18 protein-coding genes and 1 pseudogene are annotated in these 22,999 nt (G+C 44.4%); 4 read left to right on the forward strand and 15 right to left on the reverse strand.

The window, feature by feature from the left end; translation table 11 throughout:
* Positions 1-23: 23 nt before the first annotated feature.
* On the reverse strand, positions 24-845 hold the full coding sequence (locus tag K6T91_00190) for a purine-nucleoside phosphorylase (GenBank protein ID MCL6471219.1): 822 nt from the start codon (positions 843-845) through the stop codon (positions 24-26).
* Positions 846-1,157: 312 nt separating this feature from the next.
* Here K6T91_00190 and K6T91_00195 point away from each other — a divergent pair, with 312 nt between their 5' ends.
* Entirely contained in the window at positions 1,158-1,661 is a 504-nt protein-coding gene (locus tag K6T91_00195) for a CAP domain-containing protein (GenBank protein ID MCL6471220.1), read from the forward strand.
* A gap of 11 nt (positions 1,662-1,672) precedes the next feature.
* Here K6T91_00195 and K6T91_00200 read toward each other — a convergent pair whose 3' ends face one another.
* The 6 genes from K6T91_00200 to K6T91_00225 form a co-directional block, all read right to left on the reverse strand.
* Positions 1,673-3,070: a DUF5667 domain-containing protein gene (locus K6T91_00200; GenBank protein ID MCL6471221.1), complete on the reverse strand. Its 1,398-nt coding sequence runs from the start codon at positions 3,068-3,070 to the stop codon at positions 1,673-1,675.
* Between the two features lie 39 nt (positions 3,071-3,109).
* Complete coding sequence (locus tag K6T91_00205) at positions 3,110-3,769, reverse strand: sigma-70 family RNA polymerase sigma factor (protein ID MCL6471222.1); 660 nt, start codon at positions 3,767-3,769, stop codon at positions 3,110-3,112.
* Between the two features lie 319 nt (positions 3,770-4,088).
* Positions 4,089-5,693, reverse strand: a complete 1,605-nt coding sequence (locus tag K6T91_00210; protein MCL6471223.1) for a SpoIID/LytB domain-containing protein — start codon at positions 5,691-5,693, stop codon at positions 4,089-4,091.
* 19 nt (positions 5,694-5,712) lie between these two features.
* Entirely contained in the window at positions 5,713-6,324 is a 612-nt protein-coding gene (locus tag K6T91_00215; GenBank protein MCL6471224.1) for a GerMN domain-containing protein, read from the reverse strand.
* Positions 6,325-6,382: 58 nt separating this feature from the next.
* Entirely contained in the window at positions 6,383-7,603 is a 1,221-nt protein-coding gene (locus K6T91_00220; protein ID MCL6471225.1) for an N-acetylmuramoyl-L-alanine amidase, read from the reverse strand.
* 237 nt (positions 7,604-7,840) lie between these two features.
* Complete coding sequence (locus K6T91_00225; GenBank protein MCL6471226.1) at positions 7,841-9,025, reverse strand: N-acetylmuramoyl-L-alanine amidase; 1,185 nt, start codon at positions 9,023-9,025, stop codon at positions 7,841-7,843.
* A 321-nt stretch (positions 9,026-9,346) separates the two neighbouring features.
* On the opposite strand from K6T91_00225, the gene K6T91_00230 reads away from it, so the two are divergent.
* Entirely contained in the window at positions 9,347-10,321 is a 975-nt protein-coding gene (locus tag K6T91_00230; GenBank protein MCL6471227.1) for a glycosyltransferase family 4 protein, read from the forward strand.
* Between the two features lie 73 nt (positions 10,322-10,394).
* On the opposite strand, the gene K6T91_00235 is transcribed toward K6T91_00230, so the two are convergent.
* Positions 10,395-11,759, reverse strand: a complete 1,365-nt coding sequence (locus K6T91_00235; protein MCL6471228.1) for an LCP family protein — start codon at positions 11,757-11,759, stop codon at positions 10,395-10,397.
* A gap of 199 nt (positions 11,760-11,958) precedes the next feature.
* Between K6T91_00235 and K6T91_00240 the strand changes: the two genes are divergently transcribed.
* The gene (locus K6T91_00240) at positions 11,959-12,939 is read left to right on the forward strand and encodes a sugar transferase (protein ID MCL6471229.1); all 981 of its coding nucleotides are present in this window, start codon (positions 11,959-11,961) and stop codon (positions 12,937-12,939) included.
* 124 nt (positions 12,940-13,063) lie between these two features.
* Complete coding sequence (locus K6T91_00245; GenBank protein ID MCL6471230.1) at positions 13,064-15,301, forward strand: glycosyltransferase family 39 protein; 2,238 nt, start codon at positions 13,064-13,066, stop codon at positions 15,299-15,301.
* Here K6T91_00245 and K6T91_00250 read toward each other — a convergent pair.
* The 7 genes and pseudogenes from K6T91_00250 to K6T91_00280 all read right to left on the reverse strand — a co-directional run bounded on the left by K6T91_00250 (position 15,298) and on the right by K6T91_00280 (position 22,992).
* Positions 15,298-17,043: an O-antigen ligase family protein gene (locus K6T91_00250; protein ID MCL6471231.1), complete on the reverse strand. Its 1,746-nt coding sequence runs from the start codon at positions 17,041-17,043 to the stop codon at positions 15,298-15,300. The genes K6T91_00245 and K6T91_00250 overlap by 4 nt on opposite strands.
* Before the next feature lie 66 nt (positions 17,044-17,109).
* Positions 17,110-17,610, reverse strand: coding sequence for a DUF4330 domain-containing protein (locus K6T91_00255; GenBank protein MCL6471232.1), 501 nt, complete (start codon positions 17,608-17,610; stop codon positions 17,110-17,112).
* Between the two features lie 91 nt (positions 17,611-17,701).
* Positions 17,702-18,739: a DUF354 domain-containing protein gene (locus K6T91_00260; protein ID MCL6471233.1), complete on the reverse strand. Its 1,038-nt coding sequence runs from the start codon at positions 18,737-18,739 to the stop codon at positions 17,702-17,704.
* An 87-nt stretch (positions 18,740-18,826) separates the two neighbouring features.
* Positions 18,827-19,891 (reverse strand): UDP-N-acetylglucosamine 2-epimerase (non-hydrolyzing), encoded by a 1,065-nt coding sequence (wecB, locus tag K6T91_00265; protein ID MCL6471234.1) that lies wholly within the window; start codon positions 19,889-19,891, stop codon positions 18,827-18,829.
* 72 nt (positions 19,892-19,963) lie between these two features.
* Positions 19,964-21,067, reverse strand: coding sequence for a DegT/DnrJ/EryC1/StrS family aminotransferase (locus tag K6T91_00270; protein MCL6471235.1), 1,104 nt, complete (start codon positions 21,065-21,067; stop codon positions 19,964-19,966).
* Between the two features lie 178 nt (positions 21,068-21,245).
* Entirely contained in the window at positions 21,246-21,980 is a 735-nt protein-coding gene (locus K6T91_00275; protein ID MCL6471236.1) for an N-acetyltransferase, read from the reverse strand.
* 4 nt (positions 21,981-21,984) lie between these two features.
* Positions 21,985-22,992: pseudogene (locus K6T91_00280) on the reverse strand (Gfo/Idh/MocA family oxidoreductase).
* Between the last annotated feature and the right edge of the window lie 7 nt (positions 22,993-22,999).

Consider the following 22,999-nt stretch of genomic DNA (forward strand, 5'->3'; position numbering starts at 1 on the left):
AAATTCTCTCCTTTTGATATCTATTAAGCTTCTTGCAAGACGTCTTTTATTAATCTTATCAATTTTTTAGAGGCTTTATGTGCCTCTTCCAGCACTTCACTGTGACTTAACTTTTGCTTCGCGCCGTGAGTATTGGTTATAACAGCAAGGCCAAGCACCTTAATTCCCAGATACCTGGCAACAATAACCTCCGGAACTACCGACATGCCCACCGCATCGCCAATGTTAGATAAGAACCTGGCTTCAGCCGGGGTCTCATAAGTAGGCCCAAGCATGGCAACATACACACCCTCTTTTAGGCCTACCCCTTCTTTTCTGGACGCATCCTCGGCAAGCTTTAAAAGCCCTTTATCATATGCCTCCGACATATCGACAAAGCGGGGGCCTGCAGAGTCATCGTTTGGTCCAACGAGAGGATTTACGCCCATCATGTTTACATGATCCGTTATAGCCATAATATCTCCCGCGCGAAGGTCTGCCCTCAGGCCGCCAGCCGCACATGTAACAACAAGCGTCCTTGCCCCCAAACCATGCAGGACTCGAACCGGAAGCGATACCCCAGCCGATGTATAACCTTCATAATAATGAAACCGCCCCTGCGCTATGGCAACCCTTTTCCCGGCAAGCGCCCCAATCACTAAATTTCCGGCATGGCCCTGTGTTGTTGATTTTGGGAAATGCGGTATTTCATTATACGCAAACACATCGGGGTGTTCAACTTCGTCGGCAAGCTCCCCAAGTCCGGAGCCAAGAATAATCCCGATATCAACCTTGCCTACCGTGCGATCTGTTAAAAACCTGATAATATCTTTTGTGTTTTGCCTGATTTGCTCGGTTAAATCCATGATTTTCTCCTAGACCAAGATGTCAAGATGAGTCTATTTTATCATTTATGCCTTAAAGTTGCCTTTCTGCTTGTCGATAAAACCAAATAACGGCCGGCAGGCTTAAGCAGGCGACTGGCAAGACCTATTTCAAGCAAAGAACGCGAAGGAAAGGGTGTTTTTTAGTTGATATTTAAAATGCGCTTGACAATGCTTAGCGCAATAGTATTAATCATTACCACAATAACATTGATCTTGTTCAGCCCCTTTGCTGTACCGGCAACCCAAGCATCGGCTCCTGATACCGTAGTATTGAGCACAGATGAGCAGAATATGCTAAGCCTTCTAAATGAACAAAGGAGGATAAACGGTCTGTCTGCTCTTAAAATCGACCCTAAACTTGAAGCGATGGCCCGTCGCTACTGCCAGGAAATGATAACCAACAGGTTCTTCAGCCATACATCGCCTGTCTCAGGAGGGCTACTGAACAGGATCATGGACTCAGAGATACCCAACGGCTGGCTGCTTGCAGGCGAGAACCTTGCGGGAGCGCCTACGGTTGAAGCGGCATTTGAAGGGCTTATGCAGAGCCCATCACATAAAGACAACATGCTCGAGCCCAAATACACACACGCAGGAATTGCAGTTATCGATGGCGGCCCATACGGAAAGATGTTTGTACAGGAATTTATAGAATATCCGGAGGATATGTTGAGTAAGGCAGCAAACGATTCGCAATCCAATCTTGCTGCTTTTTTAAGCGCCAACCTGTTCTATCCCGAATCATCTATTTTAGATTTTAGTAAATCTACAGGTAATACCGCGGATAATACGTAACTAAACGTGACCTAATCCTGAGGCATAGAACCGCGGATGTAAGTAAAATCCTTGTAGGCAGAGTAAGCCAGCTTCCCGTTGGTATCGGTTGCGATAATGCGCCATGAGAAACTGCCCTGTCCAAGCGCAAGCATTTTCTGCAAATCGCTGCTATCCGGCTTATACTGGCTTTGCCTGGCATCTAGTAATTTTTCGATGACAGTACGTGAACCTGACTTTACGTACAGAGTATAAGCTGTGGCATCCGTCACCTCGCTCCAGACAAATTTAAAAGCAGGAGCCTCAAAATCGACCTGCCCTTCAGGTTCTTGAAGGGCAACATCTGAAAGCGACGCGACGAAAATTTCGGCAGTTGCCGACGCAAACCTGCCGTTGCTATCCACCACTTTTACTGAATACATGCCATCGTCCACAAAGCTGCCATTGACCTTGCCGTCCCAGGAAAACTCATTTACCGATATCGGCTTTGCAACTGCAACTTTATCTGAATCTTTATAGATACCAACCTCAAAGCCAGCGGTAGTTGCACCTGATATCTTTATATGGATAATATCGTTTTCCTTGCTAGTATTGATGCAATCATCAGGTTGTAGATCTATGCTTTCTACCTCAAATGAAGGAACCGGTGGCTTATAAGTAGCGCTAGTTGCTGTGGCTGCTGCGGTTGTTGTATTTGCAGCAGTACGTACCGCTACAGCTTTACTTCTTCGCTTTTTTGATGTTTGCTTAGAAGAGCTAGCTTGCGGAGTTACGCTTGAACTGCCTTTGCTGGTTGAGTCGTTAAGCGGCCGGTTTTCGGTTTTCCCTTTTGAGCTATCCTTTGCAACCTTGTAGCCAAGTACCGCTGTCCTATCTTTGTTTTTCCGTCCGAGTCGATTGGCCTCGTCCATTCTTCTTGCTGAGAACTGCCGAAGTAGCTCTTCTCTTTTTTTGTTGTCGAAGGTTAATGCAAGGTGTAGACCTTCAAGCGTCCTTTTTACACTATACAGGGGATTTCCTGGCAAGATATCATCTGATGCGTAGATATAGCCGCCCAGAATCATAAGCATTACGGCAGCCACAACTGCCGCTCCCACATAGATCCTAACGAGCCGTCCCAGGTCAGGATTGGAGGTTCGAGAGGCCATTGGTTTAAACAACTCACGTTCTATCGCATCGGGTCCACCTTCAATTGCAGCCAAAAATTTCTCACGACTGATTTTAGTATAAAGCTTGGAGGGTCTAAGTTCTGGGTAACCTGGATAGGCCTGTTTGAGCCTGGCCGCAACAGGCAAAAGATCTCTTAGCTCTTTACGCAAGTTTGGATAAAGCCTTAAACACTCCTCAATTGTAGCCCCGGAATTCATCAGCTTCATGCAATAATCAAATGCATTTTCCAATTTTTTATTATGCGAACCTGACTTACTCATATGCTCATCCCCGCACTAACGACATTTAGCTGCCGGTTTTTACCTTACCTGCTTTACCCTGAACCTTAAACCCCGGCCCCTGGCTCCCGATGCGGCAGACTTTTTCTCATGACGAGCCGCAAAAGGCTCAACCCGCTCGCCTGAATCGTCTCTCTTCTCAAGCAATTTCTTTAAAGCCACCAACGAGCTTATCTGGAGCGTCTTTATGGAAGCCTCGGACTTGCCCAGCACTTCGGTAACTTCGTTATTGGAAAGACCCATGGCAAACTTTAATATAAGCACCTGCTTCTGCTCATCGGGCAATTTATTTACGGCTTTTTTTATCTCGGCAATATCGATTGTCGCTATATCTTGCGGTTTGAGGTCATGCTTATTGCCAATAAAAAGCTCATCTATTTCCTCATCAAGAAATATTTCTTGGCTTGATCGGGATTTTAAATAACTAAGGATTGTGTCACTTGCGATTCTCAACAACCATGGATAAAATGTCTTGCCGTCTCCTGTAAAATCCGGAATAGCCATTAACATCTTAAGAAACGTTTCAGTTGTAAGATTTTCGGCTGCTGGCCTGTTGTCAACCTGATAATAGATAAAGCGGAAAATATGCGGGAGGTAGTTATCATAGAGAGCTAAAAGAGCATCCTCGTTTAGCTGCCTGGCGTTCATTACTAATACATCGAGGTTCTTAAGTGTACCCATAAGTTCTAAGTCCCTTGCTGCTACTTGATATTTATCAATGGCTTAAATTAAAACTGAGTTTAATTTTTACGTTAGTTTATCAACTGCTACTAAGTATACCGAGAGAATCTCATGGCCCAGCTTTTTCTACAAGCATTGTACAACAAAAGCGGCCCTATAAAAAGTAAATCAGGCCAGAGAATCTACATGTACCAATTTTCTTAGGATCAGTTAATTATAAATATGCTATGGGCAGCATTACCAGCGCACAATAGTAAACACAGCAGTAAAGCTCCGCACAAAGTGCGGAGCTTTGTCACTTAAATAAATCACCAGTAGTCTATCTGCGCTTCCTAACGGCAACTCTCCTTACCCTGGCTTTACTTTTGACAACCTTCTTTACGGTTCGCGCACTGACTTTTGTTGTTTTCTTACTCCTGGTTACCTTGGCCTTTGTTTTCTTGGGCGGCTGGAAGCTCGACGTTACGTCATAGGCTCCCGATGCGGTAATCTTTGTTACATAGGCTTTTGTCTTAAGGCGAACACACACAGAAACTATATTTCTTGCTACAGCTTCGTTCGTCGTCCTTGCTTGCAGGCGCCCGTTTGACAACCTGCTGAATTGGTAGCCATAACGTGCAAGACCTCGTTGCTTGGAATACGCAGTTCTCTTATTAGTCGCTATCGTTATCAGAAAAACATCTGGCTGGACCGGTCGACTTAACTGGATGATTTGTGGCAGATTTATGCCATCAATCCAGGTGCTGTTCAATCCTAATCTAGATCGGAAATCAGACCCCTTCATGGTGACAGTCGATCCGTCTGCCTTTGAGATAACTAGTTGGGTAACCCTTGGAGATACTCCTCTTCCAGTTATTGTAAGTCCAGTAATGCCCGGGATACCTAACCGCGATTCCAGGTCACTTTTACTTTTCTGCACAGACCAGCGAAATATTGTATTACCTGGCTGATCACAATAAGCCCTGCCTGTTGCAGGATTTATATCGCTTACTCCTCTTATATATCCTAGTGCACTTGACCAAACGTTTTCCGAGTTCTCGGTATGGCCTCCACAACTTGAGTGATAATAGGCAGCTATTACCTTGCCACCGTAGATGAGAACCTGCCCGGTAGTCTGAGACACCGCACTGGCCCAATTTGCTCCATATGGGCCATTTACCTTATCAACCCCAACATAAACCTGACTCGAAACAGAATCGTACAGGTCGTATGTAGCTGATGGACGCATGCATGCGATTGCATAGCTTCTAGCAGCAACAGCCTGGGCTTTTAAAGCTTCGATGTTCCAACTCGAAGGCATCTCCCCTAAGCCATTTAAATAGTCAGGATCAAATCCAACATGGTTTACCAGGTAGAGATAGCCTGAATTTGGATATATCCAAATACTTCCTTTATACGCGTGATATCTAACGCCAGCGCTATTATATACAATTAGATTTTCGCCAGCTCCCGTTACGATAACAGGACCTAATAGCCCATCAGCAACAATGCTGCCATCTGGCCTGCGAAGCTGAGCTAAACCATCTCCTCTTGCGGCAACCATCCACCTACCGGTAACACCGGTTGCGCCCTCTATGGGAACTCCATTATTCTGGAAGCTAAATGCCGCACCACCTTCACCCTCGATGTATGTTTGAGGCAGGTTGGCACCGCCAAAAAGCAGCACTCTAATTTCCGTCGGAACTGGATATCCCGTTAGTTGAGTATTCTGGTAGTAAGCGGCAAGTATCTGCTGATAATTCTGGCCACTTAAAGCCCTTCCCTGTGCACCCCACTGGCACATACCAAGACCGTGACCCCAGCCGGCACCACTTATAGTGTAAACCACATCTTCAGCTAAGCCGGTTGATGGGAAAACGATCACCGAACCGATCAAGCTTATTATTGTTGCCATTGCGACCAAAATATAATATCTTCGCCTCACAGAAATACCTACCCCCATACTACCTTTTAATAATGGAATCATCCCTTGCTAGCGGCTCACTTGTATCTAAATGTCCAGTTATCGTATCAACTGGTTTTCCATCAATAAGTATTTGAACTTTTTGAATGCCCGGGAGCTCGGTTAGCGTATTAACTACTGAATAGACAGCCATAATCTCCCCGGTGCTTCCGCCAGGATTTCCATCAATAAATGACCTCGAAAAATCTACAGATGCGACGCCGCCATTTATGGTAACTGCGTTAATCTTGGTATCTGGTGGTACCGTCGGATATAACCCTTTATCTTTTGGCCCTTTGACTAGTTCCTCCATGATAGACTTGGCCACGTCCTGGGTTTTTGCTATTTGGCGGGTCTCAGCTACTAACTTCTCTGCCTGGCTATCACTAAAATAAAGAGTTACTTGCTCTGTTTTCGCCTCTGGCATTGTCTTTGCGCTATCTGCTTTTACTCCTTCTTTGTTCAGGGAAGCCTCTTCTTTATTAGCTGCTGGCTTCCCTTCATTGTTTGATGCCGAGGAGGATTTAATGCTCGCTTCCTGGCAACCAGCTAATGTTATAACAATTAGGGCAACCAAGGCTGCGATTAAAAGTGCTGTGATGGTTCTCTTCATCTTATTTCCTTTCACTCAGTCCCTTACTTTTGCTGAAAGACGGACAGGTAAAGAATCTTTACAGCCTGCCGGTATTTCTAAGCACCTGCCTCAAAAACACAAGTGCACCGTTAATTATTCCTGCGGCCTCTTTTGCACGAAATTCATCACTGGCAAGAAGAGCCGCCTCACCTGCGTTACTCATATATGCAGACTCGGTAAGTGCTTTTGCAGCACCTGTGATTGAAGTTGTAGACTCGGTGCTATCTACCGAACGTCTCAGTACCCAGTAGTTTGCTGCAGCGATACCGTCATCTTTGCCAGGAACACCTGACCATCCGAAAGCTTTTGTCAGCTCTTGCTGAAGCGACATCGCCAACAAATAGCCGATGTAATTTTCATGCGTCCTGTTATCATATGTGCGGTAATAGACCTGGGTGCCCACGGCATCCGGCGAGGTTGACCCGTTATGGTGAATACTGATAAATACATCGGCTTTAACAGCCGCCGATAAGTCCACCCGCGCCTGCAAATCTGATTCGTATTCGTAAGGATTAACTATCGAGTTATCACCAGTGCGGGTTAAGACCACGTTAAATGTTTTGGTAAACCCACGTGCCTTGAGCCGCTCGTTTATCTGACCAAAGAAGTCGCGAACTTTAAGAGCGACGTCCAGATTGACATCTTTCTCTTTAAGACCACTCTTTGCTACCGCACCCGAGGCCGCCCCTCCATGACCGGCATCGATAACAATAGTAACCCGCCCGTCATCGCCTGCGGTCATAGTGTTTTCAAGAATCGCTCTAAGCTCGGCATCGGACACGGGAAGATTATTTGGGTCAAACCTGTAGGATGGATTTATGACTATTGCGCCTACTTTTGTAACGTAAGCCTTAGCCCTTAATTTCTTACAAGCGGCAACTATGACACTGGCAATACCGCCGTTTACTTTAGCTTGCAGCCTGTAGTTACTCGCCCTGCTAAAGCCCACACCTGTTCTTTGGGTGAGCTTTCTCTGCAGCAAACTTATCTTTTTCTTGCTGCTTGGTATGGTTACAAGGTAGTAAAAGCTCTGGCTGTAAACAACACTTTTTGATGATTTGCTGGTTTTTATGGTCTTTTTTGTTTTTTTGACCTTTTTGGCGGATTTTTTCTTTACAGTGCGCTTAGCAGCCCTATTAACTTTAACTGTTTTATAACGTATGCGTGTTTTTGCAAAAGCTGCCGAATAGACAGGAGATAACGGGGCGAGGCTTATAGATATCGCTATAAATATTGCCAGCAGTCCCTTTTTTGCCACTTGGGAAACCTCCTGGTGCAAGAATCCTATGAAAAGCGCCTTAAACTTGCTATACTGCTAAGCTAATTACTCAATATTTATCGGCAAATTATGGTAAAGTCTTTAGAAAGCGGTATTTGCAATCCCTTGCTTATTAAATAGTTGTGTTTTTCCTAACCACTTAAATGCCCTGTTTACAACTGCTTGGTAACATTGTTGCCATTATAACTATTACTAAATCTTAGCAAAGCAAGGTTTTTATAATGGCTGGTTATTCTGCAAATGATTAAGGTATTTAGTTATGCCGTTGAATATACCCTGGGCTTCCTGTTGTCTGAAAGGCTCAGTTGCCAGCAGGGCTGCCTCACCTGGATTGCTCATAAATGCAGCCTCTGAGAGCGCAGCAGTCATCACCGTCTCTCTTAAAACCGCAAAATTTGCTGTATTGGTGCCACGATTCTTGCTTGGGTCGTCAGACCACAGGGACTTCATAAGCTCGGATTGAATTGCGCTTGCGAGCATCGCTCCTGTTGGTGAACCTGGATAGCTATAGACCTCAGTACCGTCTGCAGCTGGCAAGGTGCTTGCATTATGATGTATGCTCACATATATATTAGCATGTGCTCGATTAGCGATTGCAGCACGCTCGTACAGGTCGGCTTTCTGCTCGAACGGATGCACCACAGAATCATCAGTTGTACGTGTCATAATTACTTCGTGGCCGGCCGATTTAAGAAGGTCTCGCAATCTTAAGGCAACGTCGAGATTAACATCCTTTTCTCTTAGCACTATATTGCCATTGGCATCTTTTGTAACCGCACCTGAGTCGGCTCCACCATGACCTGGGTCTATGCAAATAATTAACTTCTGGTTATTGGTAGCAGTTGAGGTAGTATTGAGAGAAATCGTCTGCACTGTTACTTTCACTACGGGCGGTGTATAGTTAGCCGGAGCAGCTACTACCTTTGGTGCTGGCGGCGGTGGCGTTACATCATTTACATAGGCTCTGTATCCAAGCTGCCTTGCAGCTGTGATTACCCTTGGCACCAAGCCACCGGACACTTTAACCTGTATTTGATAATTCGGCGTTCTGTAAAAACCAAGCCTTGTTTTCTGCTGAATTCGTCTCTGAACTGAAGTCACATTTCGCTTGCTGGTCGGGATGGTTACAAGGTAGGTTCTGTTTTGCGCAAATGAGAGGTTTGATACCGAAGTTACTTTGGCCTTGCTACTTTTCTTCTTTATGGTTTTCTTCCTGCTTTGCTTTGAGCTTTTCTTTGAACTTTTCTTTTTTACGCTAACTTTCTTCTTGCTAGCTTTTTTCTTTACCGTCTTTGCATAGGCAATGCTGCTTGAGTTTAAGCTCAAAATCGGCACTGCCGAGGTTAGACTCAAGCTCAAGCAGAGGACAATAATTACTGCAATCAGCCGTTTCTTCATCATTTACATAACCCCCAGGTACGAAATAGAACGCAAAAATCCGTGTGTTTATCCAATCTATCGGAAGTTTCTGGAAGGCACTTGAGGCATGAATATTTCTTAAGTACTTACCTGAAAGTAAAAGGTTAGTAAACTAATTAGTGAAAGCAGGGTCATAAGCCAAATATAATATGATGAGAACTGTTAGAGCGGATTTAGGCACCGCAAATCTTTTACTACAAGACAAATTAGCAATTAAGGATTAGAATATTTGCGTATCAAACAATACTTTATTTTGCAGATCACGTGCTAGCCTGTGACATAAATCTAATCAAGGAATGGTAAATGAAAGTTTTACATGTAAACAACGTAGCCAACGTCCCAGAGGGGCTTGTAAGAGGCCTAAACAGCATTGGAGTTGAAGCCCATCTTTTTCAACCATTTACAGGAATCAATAAGACAGGCAGATTTGCCAAACTAAGTGTGCTGGCGCACAGAATTAGAGATACGAGGCTGGTTGCAAAGCAAGTCCTAAAAGAGAACTATGACATTGTCCACATTCATTACGCCTATTTTGGGATATTAGGAATACTGGGCGGATATCAGTATTGGCTTCATTGCCATGGTACTGATATCCGCCGCAATTTAAATAACCCGGCATACGGCAAAATAACATCGCTAAGCCTTATGCGAGCCAAGCGCGTGCTCTATTCAACACCAGACTTAAAAAAATACGCCGACAAAATAAGACCTGATGCAGTTTTTCTTCCAAATCCGATACAAACGGATAAGTTTAAGCCGAGAAGCCTAAAGGGAACCGACGGTAAAATTCTTCTTATCAGCCGCATAGATAAAGTCAAAGGGATAGATACGGCATTTAAAGCCTTCGAAATACTTAAAAAACAAAACCCAACCGTGCAAATTGATGTATTCTCGTGGGGTCCAGACCTCGCCAGATTTAAGAATAAACAATTTGTCAACTTTATCCCAACGGTCAAACATGAAGAGCTGGGAGAGTTAATATCAAACTACCAGATAATAGTAGGCCAGTTTGATTTGGGTATCATGGGAATGTCTGAGATGGAGGCAATGGCCTGCGCAAGACCAGTTGTCAGCTATTTTAAGTACCAGGATTGGTATGCTGAGGCCCCTCCTCTTATCTCAACAAAAAACGAAGTTGAGATCGCGGCACAAATTGAAGGGCTTCTGGCAAAACCAAAACTCTGCGAAGAGATCGGACAAGCCGGGCGGGGCTGGGTTATTAAATATCATGACTATATAGCTGTCGCAAAAAAACTGGCTGAACTGTACAAGAGATGATATCTCTGACTCTAAATTCTATCTTTAATACTGCTCGAGGTATACTAGCTCTGTATTTTGCATATGTGCCATTCTATCTGCCTGATTTCGTGCCGACATTGCCATACCTGCCGGTACTCTTTAAGTTGCTTGTGCCAAAGCTGCTATCCAGCCTGTCGTTGTTCATATAGATAAAGTCCCTTCCTACTATAACCACCACATCAGCGGACCCGGACGGTCTCGCATCTGTAGATACATGTCCAAAGCCAAGTGCAGATTGAACTCGTCTTCCCAGTTCTTCTTTCTCAGCGGCAACAACAATCTGGGTCTCATAGTAGTTGAAATTGTTAGCATTTCCAAGCTCGATAACTTTGAACTGAAGCGATGTTAGCTTGTCACCCATAGCTTTTGCCATACCAGGTTTGCCGCTACCGTTTTGAACCTCTATCTTAATATTTTTGTTTTGTTTTTCTTCTTCGGTCAGTGTAAGCGGCATGTCGTTTTTAATGCGTTCAAATATCCAATCGGTTTGGCGTTTATCGAGAATGACATAGCTTATTCCGCCGATTGTCTCCGTTCCTCCGGGCAGTGTTAACATGTGGATATTCTGGCGGCCTATGGTTCTTACCTGCTGACCATAGTTTATCATCTGCGTAATTCCAAGACCTTTGTCTGTTCGTACATTACGGGATGCTATCTCTGCTAGTTGAGGTATTCTTATGACATTGCTCAAGCGCAAGAGTTTATCCATAACTGCCCTTATGAACTTCTGCTGCCGACCCATCCTGCCAAAATCGTCATCACAGTGGCGTATTCTTACGTATTTTAAGGCTTCTTCCCCATCCATATGCTGATATCCAGGCCGGATGTTTATTCCGTGCCGCAGGTCTACCAGTTTTTTCTCGACATCGATATCGATACCACCCAGCGCATCGACAATTTCTTTAAATCCCTCAAAGTCAACAACAGCATAATGGTTAATTTTCAAACCGGAAAGCTTCTCCACAGTCTTTATAACAAGCCTTGGGCCGCCAAACTGATAAGCAGCGTTTATTTTTTGCTTTCCGTGCCCCGGAATATCAACTCTTGCATCTCTGGGTATCGAGAGAAGATAGCCGACTTTTTTCTTAGGATTAATTCTAAAGACCATCAGGGTATCAGAGCGTCCGATGTCGCCCTCTTCTCCCCTGCTATCACTTCCAAGGAGAACAAATGTAACAGGCTTATCCTCAACTGGTGGAGTCAACTCGAAGTCATCATCGTTTCCCGCGTACGCCTGGTCCTCATTGTGGATTCTCGCCTCAAGGTATTTGGCATAAACAAAGCCAACCCCTGCCAGGATGATAAATATTAAAATTGACCATAGAATAAAGACCCGCAAATAGCCTCTTTTGCGCCGTCTTTCAGGTTTCTTTGGCCTTACTGGATTTTGCTTGACTACATGCTTACCTACGTACAAAAAATCCTCCAAACGGTAACCCAAACAAGGTTATCATAAAAATTAAGCAATCCTCAAGTTCCGCAGCTAAGCAAGATAAACAATTACTACGATACTCTTCCCAACGGATATCTCTCAACAATATGGATGCCCGCTTTTGATATGTTAAGATAGAGAAAGCTAATTTTCTACAGCAAAATATCACCCGTGGGGAAGAAATATGCTCAATAAGTTTCGCTCGGTAATCGAATCAGGACTCCTTTCGTTCTTGCTGTTCTGGTCGTTTGTACAATTTTACAATTTATTCTTGGTGCGAGAAGCACCGCTAACCGTTATTCTTATTATTATCGCTCATTATATAACCTCAGTATTTTGTGGTTACTGGGCTGGATGGCGTTCTAAAAATGACGGCTGGCTATATGGAATTATAGGGTACGTCCTGTTCAGAACCCTGGCCCTAAAGTTTAACGTACATGCCGTATTGCCGTTTCCTCTCCATATAAGATTACTTGGTTTTATACCCGTCCTCACACTCCTTATGTTTGGGGGAGTCATCGGGGAGCAGCGGGCACGCTATGCATCGATAAACCAACGCAACCAGGTCATCTACCCAGTAATAAAAAGAATACTGGATTTTGTCTTAAGCACTTTTGCCTTGCTCGTGCTGGGTCCTTTAATGCTGGTTATCGCAATCGGAATCAAACTTGCGTCACCCGGACCGATTTTTTTTCACCAGAGAAGAATTGGACAGCATGGCCGTCTAATTAACATAATTAAATTCCGCACGATGAATGAGGGTGCAGACAAGATAAACCACCTGCAACTTCTTAAAGCTCAGAACGATAATGCCTGCCAGATAAAAGACGACCCGAGAGTTTTTCCATTTGGGAAGCTTTTGCGAACAACCAGCTTGGATGAACTACCGCAGCTTATAAACGTTGCAACCGGTGAAATGAGCTTGATCGGCCCGAGACCACTTGTTCCTGAGGAGCTAGAAGTATCCGACGGAGCCACCTTAAAGAGATTGGAAGTAAAACCGGGCCTGACTGGGCTTGCGCAAATAAGCGGTCGAGGAAATCTAACACCTGAAGAGAGGCTGCGGATGGATATAGACTACGTTGAAAAGCAATCGTTCTTTCTTGACTTAAAGATAATGTTAATTACAGCCTGGCGAGTGCTGACCCGCCACGGCGCATATTGATGTCAATGCAATAAATTAAGCACTGCCGTGCTGCAGCCTGATGCCCTCGCTTAAAAATCCCACTTATAGCGTTAACATGGCTCGTTTAGGGAAAATATAAGAGCAAAAACCAAGGGGCAAAGGATTGGGATTTGCAGTTGTCAGTTGGGTTAAAATATTTGCAAAGCGCACGATAGTACTACTTGCATTGATTTGGGCCTTATGGATATATTACCTATTTTTCAAGTCGTTATCTTACCCAAGACTTCCTACCGCCATTTTTCTTGGTTTTTCTTTGGTGTTTTTTCTTGCCATTTATGGTTTATTCTGGTATCTGGTAAGGGGCCGCCACGGCTATCCAACCATGGACTTAGGTGACTTCCCGTTGCTTCTCTTTGCTGCATTTACTGCCATAATTGCCGATTCTTTTGTGGTTGCCGCAACAGTTGGCGATTTTCATAGCTACCTTAGCAACAACCTCCAAGAAGTCACCTTTCTTCTCACCCTTATTGCCGCCGTATTTTACCTGGGAGAACTTGTAACCAAGCGACTGAGGACTGATAATTCAGTTGTCGAGAGGATATTCATATCTGTTGTAGCCGGTCTTGGAGTCATGGCCATATTGATCCTGGTGGCAGGCGTAATTGGCTTTTTGCATCCACTGCCGATCCGCATTGTTGTACTCCTGCTGGCCACCTTAGGCGCTATTCAGCTTACCCGCCTTAGGAAACAAAGAAGTGTAGATCGTGAAGACCTTGATTTCTTGCCAAATCCTATCTCTCTTAGTCTGACCGTTATCCTTGCCTTCGGGTTTGTCGTAAGCTGGGCGCCACTATGGAACTATGATTCACTCCTTTACCATATTGGCATTCCTAAGCTCTATTTACAGACACATGGGATCTACTATATCCGCGACTTTCTCCCTGCTAACTATCCGCTAAACGGTGAGATGCTGTTTATGCTCTCACTAGCCTTAAAAGACGATATTTTAACGCAGCTACTGAGCTATTTCATTTCACTCTGGCTTATCCTTGGAGTTTTTCTCATTACCAAGCGTCTCTATTCTGACCGGGCGGCAGCTATAAGCATAGTACTCATGCTTACCCTTTCGGCATTTGTTCATAAAATTCCAGTTAGCGACAACGATGCTTTACTTTCTCTCTTTATATTGGCGTGTCTTTTTGCCTTTGCGGTCTGGCGGGAGAAAAAGCAGAACGGATGGCTTTATCTATCTGCACTAATGCTTGGATTTGCCGCAGGCACGAAGTATTCAGGCTTTCTTGTTCTGGTTACTTTTGGCCTGCCAGCACTCATAATAATTGCTACTGTAAAAGGAAAAGAGACAAGCGATAAAGCCCAAGTCGGCAAGGTTTTAGCTATCTATTTAGCTCTAACGTTAGTCGGTTTTGGACCTTGGCTTTTCAAAAACTACTTATTCACCGGAAACCCAACTTGCTCTATGTTGATGGGCATATTTGAAGATCGGGATTGCATAGCGTCCTTGACCAACCTCTTCCAAAATACGGTTAAAAATCCTAATTTACTATCCAATGGCAATGGGCCTCTTGGCTACTCCTTTATCCCCAGGTTTTTATTAATTGGAGAACCATCTGACCTGTCTATGGGTCCCGCATTACTATCCTTTTTGCCGCTTGCTTTAAGAAAAGATATCCTGGCGAAACCAATGAGTATAATCTTGGTAGTTGTGGCAGCTGGCTTCTTGATTCCCTGGTTGGTTCTTCCAGTTCAGGTCACACAATTTGCACTTCCTGGTTTAGTGCTTATCATGCCGCTTATCTCGGCAGGTATAGACAGTCTCACGTCGAACAACCGTATCATTAAAGTAGCCATCGTATTATTGCTCCTGGCCGGGGTATTTACCAACATTTTCTTGCTTACCGTAAGCCAGATCAAAGCTTTTTCTGCTGGCATGGCTTATAGTAGCCATCAGCAATTTATGCGCAACAATGCATTATATCAAGCATATAATTATATCAACAAGCACATTCCCTCCGATGAGAAAATCGCAATGGTAATTGGCGATGGCATCTACTATCTTAACAAGCGGCCTTTACTGATCTTAAACCCCCTAAACAACAGCAAGTTGAAACAAGCCGGTTTTGGTAGTCCCGAAAGGCTTATGTGGCTTCTGAGGCGTGAGGGCATTGATTATGTCCTGATAAGTAGTGAGGTTAAAAGATATGTATATAACCAGAAGGAAAATGCGTCCTATAGTATCTACCGCCCACTGGTTGAAGACCTTGACCTGCTTATTTTAAGTGAGCAACTCGACATGGTATATAAATACCAAGATATCTACTTATATAAAATAGCTGAAATACCAGCCACCCGGACACCGACTAAAAGCCAGAATAACAACTAGCCGACAATTATTTTGGTTACTGACCTAACAATTAGAGACAATGCAATGAAAAGAAACGCGGATAAAGCTTTATGGGCAGATATATCTCGAAAGATTGCCGCAAACACAGAATCCTTAAGGTATAAACGCACCTTATTTAATAGAGTCATTGCCAGCATACAAGTGAGGCTCCCTTCACTTGCCGGCAGCTGAATTGGCTTCTTAAAAATCCACGTTATAATCTTACTGTTATACCAAGCACTCTTAAGCAGTTCAATACTCCGCCGCCCGGGAAGGCTTGGAATAGCATTTTTATAGTAAACGTGCACGGCGCTTAATTTTGCGGGTGCAAGACTACTATTAACGGTGGCAGATATCCGGGTGTGAGCTTGCTCAGACTTAAGGCCGTCGATTGTTATCTGTAGACCCAGCAGGACCCAAAAGAATACGGCAGCCTGCGGGTGCTGAAAACTATTGCTAGTCAATCCATTTATCGAAAAACCTGCCACAGCAGCAAGAATAGCAGAGTTAACCCAAGAGAGAAGATTGTCTTTGGCTTTTTCTCTTGCCATATAAAGCCCATATTTGACAGAAATAAGAATAATTGCAGCAAATGAGAGCATTCCAAAAACGCCGGTCTCGGCCCATATGGTTAAAAAGGAGTTGTGTGCCCCGTAGGCGACCCATCCGACACTTGCTCCGGGATGTGTAAATACATATGCAGTAAAAGCCGCATAAAAATTGCCGATTCCTGTACCGACCCAGGGGTGCTCACATATAACGCCAATCGCAATATTCCATAGCTTCATCCTGAACCCGGCTGAACCACCGGTAATATCAATAATGCTTATAAGGCGGCTAGCTACCCTTGGCTCTATAATCAATGCTATAACAAATACTGCAACCCATAACCAGAGCAGCCGGACTTGCATGAGAGCCGACATCAGCACAACACCCACACCAGTTGCAAGCCAGCTTCCACGTGTATACGTTTGAACCAGGATGGATAGCAGAAATATAGCTATGGCAAGCATAGCAAGCTTTTGTATAAACCTGCGCTGGCTAAAAGCCAGCGCAAAGGTTATAGGTATTAGAATAACCAGGTATTCTGCATAAAAGTTAGAGTTTCCAAATGTCGAAGCGATCCGCGGGATAACATCTCCAGTTGCAATAAAGTAAAATTCTTTCTCCGCCTGCGGCAAGTTCATAAAACGGTAGATTTCATAAACACCGTAAATAGCGGAGGCCACACCACTAGCGATCATAAGATAAAGTATCTTTGTTAACTTTTCTCTAGAATCAATTGTACGCCCAACGATAAATGCAAGCGCAAAATACCCCGAGTAGCGAACAATGGCCGATACCGCCTCAGTTATCGATGGGGCAACAATAGACGAAACAGCAGCAAATAATATAAAGACAAGAAAGGTCCAGGTAAAAGGAATTGGCTGGATACCCACTCTCTTTCCAAAATAATTTATGGCATAGGAGGCAATAACCAATCCAACACACATTGAAACCGTATCTACAGGTATCGAACCTAGATTAAACCTGAAATTTACAAGCGGAACAGCAAGCACAAGTAATGACAGGGCAAATTCTATCCTCGCTAATGCCATCACAGCAACGAGAGCGCCCATTAGCGTTAACATAAAATGAGGTAAAGGTAAGAATAACCCAACTGTACCAAACAGTACGCCCAGTAAAGCAATGGCAGCAAAGGAAGGTATAAAGTCTTTTTTCAAAATAGCAAGTTCAGACAAGGCGACCCTTTCCGAATTTTAGCTCCCGGTGCATTAAGCAACATTACTTGCCAAATAAATTATTGCCTAAGATTGGTCGTCTTTAACCGCTATTCTAATTATAGTCGCCTCACCTATAAACCATTTGGTAGTAATAATAAATCTATCTCCAGCTCTGAGAATTTCGTTGCCCGTAGATATCATATCGCTCCCAGATCGACCTTTTGTTGTAATGGTTACATAAACGTCTTTATCAACAGGCGAATCAGATACTATTCTTCTACTCCCATCAAAATCTACCACCTGGGCGGGTTTGATATCGATGCTCTTTATCTTCCCAATCGATGCCTGTGCCGCCTGTTTCTTTACCAAGTCGCCTATTCTTATAGATTTGGCGACGTCGGGGCGTATATCTTTGAGTAGTATCGTATATTCAATCGTCTTATTCTCAGGAACGCTCTTTGCTTTACCCTTATTGGTTAATGTAGTGGCTGCTAAAGCAATAAGGATAAACACGCTAAGAACGATCATCAAATCAACTAAATTTATACGCCCGAAAAGCCTTCCCCTCTCATCTACCAATACCATGGAAAACAACCATCCCTAATTATTCGTTCAGCGTTTAACAGATGAGGGTCCGGTGAGTGAGAGCCATTGGCGCCAATACGCCAAACGCATCTTATCTTGCCACTACCAAAACCTTGTCCAACAGCAAGCCGATATCTCGCTTCTCACCCTGCCCATAAATTTGCTTTTTCCTTACCTCGATTTGATCCGGGTCGGTCAACTTAAACATCTTGCCTTCTGCAATAAGATGTTTATCGATCGAACCCATCCTCCCAGAGAAGAGCGTGTAAACAGGTGTCTTTAATGCAACCGCTTCGCGGTTCATAGTGCCACCGGCACTTATCACCAGGTCTGAGTAGTAGATCAAACTTTGTGCATCAATAGCCCTCTCAGGGATAATAACGTTTTTATATCCCAACATAGAAATTTCTTCACGCTGCTTCGGCGTTCTAGGAAGCAAAACTACCTGCACGTCATCGCGCGTACCTAGCTTGCGCAAGACGTCTATAAAAACCGGATTATGAAACCTGTGATAAAGCGCAACGTCAGGCGGTGTGCGCATAACAGCAATCACCTTGTTTATTTCCAATCCAAGTTCTTTGATAACCGATTCATCCGGCTTAAAATCTGCAAGGTAGTATTCCTCTTTAAGGCCCGGGTATTTGTCAATCTTTTTGTCGGTTGCACCATACGCATATAGAAGCTCGGAAGGGATAAGGTCAGGTATTAACGCTTTTGTCGATACCCTTAGATTGATGTGATGCATCGCTTTGGCAAACTCGTAGTCAAACATGGTAACGTGGGGAATTCGGAGGAAAAAGGAAGCCAGAGCGCAATCGTTTGACCCGTGGCTTATCGCAAGATTAAATCTCTTTCGAGCGGCATAAGCGATGAGTTTGCTTGTGCGGCTAAGAAGCCCGTAGATTTTCCGGTACACCTCTCTGCCCTGGTGTTTTCCAATTAAGGTATGTTCTATACCAAAGCGTTCCAGAAGCTGGGTTGTCTGGGCAAATTCACGCGCAGTCACGAATACCTCGTGTCCCTGTTCTCTAAGAGCCTTAATAAAGGGGCGGAAAATAAGCACGTGCGGCGTATTGGTCATATCTATCCAAACCCGCAATTTCTTGTCATAAGCTCCTGCTTCCTTCAAATTTTGCACCTCTTACTTAAACAAAAACCGAAAATTTAAGGATGAGACCGCATGTCACCGATTCACCGATTTTAACCCTGGACTCTATTATATTGATGTTAAGCGCTTTGCGATATATAAAGAAGCTTTTCCGTCCCCATAGAGCTTGGGAGGCTCACCTGTGGGGTTAAAGTCAGCAATATATTTGAGTATTAGATTCTCATTAGTGCCAGCAAGAATGTTCCATCCATTCTCTACCGTCTCGACCCACTCGGTTGTATTGCGAAGCGTAATACAGGGAACAGCGAAGAAAAAGGCCTCCTTCTGAACCCCCCCTGAGTCGGTAAGAATTTTTGCAGCATTTTTCTCGAGCTTTAAGAAATCGATATATCCTACAGGCTCTACTAGCCTGACCTTGGTTCCCTTAACTATATCGCTTAGGCCATGATCCTCCATGGTTTTTCTGGTTCTCGGGTGAACTGGAAACACAATCAATTTTTGTGATTTTACAAACGCCTCAAGAAGCACTTTTAGGTTGGCAGGCTCATCAGTATTAGAAGCACGATGTATCGTCGCAAGAAGATAACTTTTTGGTTTAAGTTTAAGCTTATCCAAGATAAGGGACTTTTCTTCTGCGATTGCTGCAAAATGAAGGGCGGCATCATACATAACATCGCCGACAAGCTCAACACCTTCTACTATCCCTTCATTCTCAAGATTTTCAACCGCAGTTTTTGTTGGGCAGAACAAAATGTCAGAAAGCCGGTCTGTAACAATCCTGTTTATCTCTTCTGGCATCCCGCGATCAAAAGACCTTAAGCCAGCTTCTACATGTGCAACCGGGATATGAAGCTTTGCCGCAGCAAGTGCACCGGCAAGCGTTGAGTTAGTGTCTCCATAGACGAGCACCATATCCGGCTTCTCATCAATGAGCACCGCTTCTATACGCCCTATCATCTCTGCCGTTTGCTTGCCCTGCCTGCCTGAGCCAACCCCAAGATTATAATCCGGCTTTGGCAAACCCATCTCAGCAAAAAAAATTTCGGACATATTGTAGTCGTAGTGCTGTCCGGTATGGATGAGCACTTCCCGGCATAATTTGCGGATCTCTGTTGAGACAGGAAGGCTTTTTATAAATTGCGGCCTTGCCCCAACAATTGTTGCAATCTTGATCACTTAATCATTTTCCTAACTCTAATCTAACATTAATAATAGCTGTGGATATTAACCTCGCTTCAAGACCCTTTAAAAATCTACCGCCCGCTTGATTATATCAGCTATTATTTCCATATCCGACTCTTCCAATTCAGGATACAGCGGTATTGCAATAGTTTGTTTTGATGCGGCCTCACTTACCGGCAAGTCACCTTCAGTATAACCCAAATCCTTGTAAACCTCTTGCAGATGTAGCGGAACCGGATAATAAACACCATGGCCGATGCCGTTTTCCTTGAGCGCTGTTTCTATCCTCTCTCTATTTGGTACCTTGATGATGTAGAGATGATAGACATGCTTGACGTGCTCAGGTGAGCTTGGAGTTATGATTTTAGTGTCCGCAAACAGCTTATCATAATACTTAGCTTTTTGCCTGCGAGCATTATTCCAGCGATCAATGTGTTTTAGCTTTACTAAAAGTATTGCAGCTTGAAGCTCATCAAGGCGGCTGTTGTAGCCCATCAGACTATGGTGGTATTTTTTATTGCTGCCATGTTGCCTAAGCAATCTAACTTTATCTGCCAGCTCTTTATCGTTGGTTACAACCGCTCCTCCATCACCAGCAGCTCCTAAATTCTTGCTCGGGAAGAAACTGAAGCAGGCGACCGAGCCAAGCGAGCCAACTTTTCTGCCACGGTACTCAGCCCCAATTGCCTGGCAGGCATCCTCAATAACTTTGATGCCATGCCGCTGAGCAATATCATCTATTGTATCCATTTCCGCCGGTTGGCCAAATATATGCACCGGCATTATCGCTTTAGTTCGCGCAGTTATTTTTGCTTCGATCTGCTCTACATCCAAATTATAAGTTTGCGGGTCGATATCTATAAACACCGGCTTTGCACCAAGTCTTGAGATGGACTCCGCCGTTGCGAAAAAAGTAAACGGACTTGTGATTACCTCATCGCCCGGGCCAATACCGCTCGCTTCCAGCGAAAGAACCAGCGCATCGGTACCATTTGCGACACCAACCGCATACTTGGCGCCGCAATAATCAGCAATTGCTGCTTCAAACTCCTTAACCTTTGGGCCAAGTATATAACGTCCGCTTCTTAGAACATCTAAAACAGCGGATTCTACTTCGTCTTTTATCGAGCTATATTGCGCCTGTAGGTCTAATAGTGGAATTGACATCTATCCTCCCCGGATTATGTCTTAAGTGCCAATCTTCCAACGTGCTAAATTCAAGTAAAGTTACTCAAGCTATCAGCTACCAGCTGCTAAATAATATTTCTTATCCGCAGCACTGGGCAACTGCAGCACTAGAGCACAAACACCGGTACTTTGGTACATCAAGGCTTCGGCACTAATCTTACAGTTTCTCTTCCTCAGGGACATCCCTCACAACCCTTGCTGGAACACCCATAACCAATTTCCCAGGAGGAACGTCTTTTGTCACTATAGAGCCCGCCGCAATAAAGGCCTCCTCACCTACCACAACGCCAGGCAGAAGAATAGCATTTCCGCCAACGCGAGCTCCTCGTTTTATGTGAGGGCCTTTTATATGCTTAAACCGCTCTTTAGTTCGTCCCATAAAGTTATCATTTGTCGTTGTCACGCAAGGGGCTATAAAAACATGGTCTTCAAGAGTTGTATAAGCGGTTATATATGCGTTTGATTGTACTTTAGTATAGCTGCCAATCGTGACCCCGTTTTCAATACAGACGCCCCTGCCGATAAGCGAAAACTCGCCTATCCTGCAATTCTCCCTAATTGAAGCAAGATCAGCTATCATCACATTTTCTCCAATCGATGAGCCGGCATATAATACCGCCCCTGTCCCTATAATACAGTTCGCGCCCACCTTAAGCGCCGGCTGCGGCTCACTGTAGGATAAGGTGCTGGTTTTAGCGGGATTAGGCTGCTTGCCCACAACGGCACCATCGCCCATAACTACGTTCTCGCCGATCTTGGTGCCCTCATGAATTACGCAGTTGTGGCCTATCCTGACACCCTCCCCCAGCTCAACATCGGCAAGAATAATGCAGTTTTCGCCAATTTCAACTCCTTGGGGAACCTTAGCGGTCTTATGTATAAATATGCTCAAGGCCCTAACCCTCCGCTATTTTAACAGGTTTCCCACCACTTTTAAGGGATTCCTGGGCCGCCTCAAGAACTTTTACTACCCGCAAACCATCATAGCCGTCGCTTCTTGGCGGCCGCCTTGTTTTGATAGACTCAATGAAATGCTCGCACTCTGCCCTTAAAGGCTCTCTCATCTTTATGCTGGGGATAGTTATATCGCCAAACCTTAGGGTCAAATCCTGCCCGTAAGGTGTATAGCCAGGGTTGGCACCGACACCTTTATCATAAATGCGAACTTTCTCAGAGCTTTCCATATCATCAAATACCACCATTTTTTTGTTTCCAACGACGGTAAGTTTCCTTATCTTATGAGGGTCAAGCCAGCTAACGTGAATATGGGCCATCACTTTGTCGGTGCAGGATATCGAACAAAACACGACATCTTCTACTCCGTCGGTAATATACGATTCACCACGTGCCGACACCTCAACTGGCTCCTTGCCACTCAGAAGATAGAAAATGATTGAAATGTCATGCGGGGCCAGGCTCCAGAGGGCATTCTCATCCCTTCTTACCTGGCCAAGGTTGAGCCTCTGTGTGTAAAGATACTGGATATCCCCCAGCTCTCCTGAATCAACCAGGCCCTTAATATAAGTAACTGCCGGATGGTACTCAAGTAAGTGACCGACCATCAGTATCCGGTCTGCCTTCTCAGCAGTATTAATTAAATCGCGCGCTGTCTCACTGCTTAGAGTAAGCGGCTTTTCAACCATCACATGCTTGTTTGCAAGTAGCGCTTTTTTTGCAATCTCGTAGTGTGTTATAGCCGAACTAGCAATTACAACAGCATCGATTGAAGTATTGTTCAGGAGGCTGTCGATCTCCTGGGTAACCTCTATTTCTGGGTAGAGTGATTTTACTTTCTTCAGGTTATCAGGATAAAGGTCACAACAAGCCACGAGGTTGCTTTCAGGCATCTGCGCAAAATTTCGAACTAAATTTGGGCCCCAGTAGCCGTACCCTATAACTCCTACGTTAACC

This window comes from Bacillota bacterium, assembly GCA_023511485.1.
GTDB lineage: Bacteria > Actinomycetota > Aquicultoria > Aquicultorales > Aquicultoraceae > CADDYS01.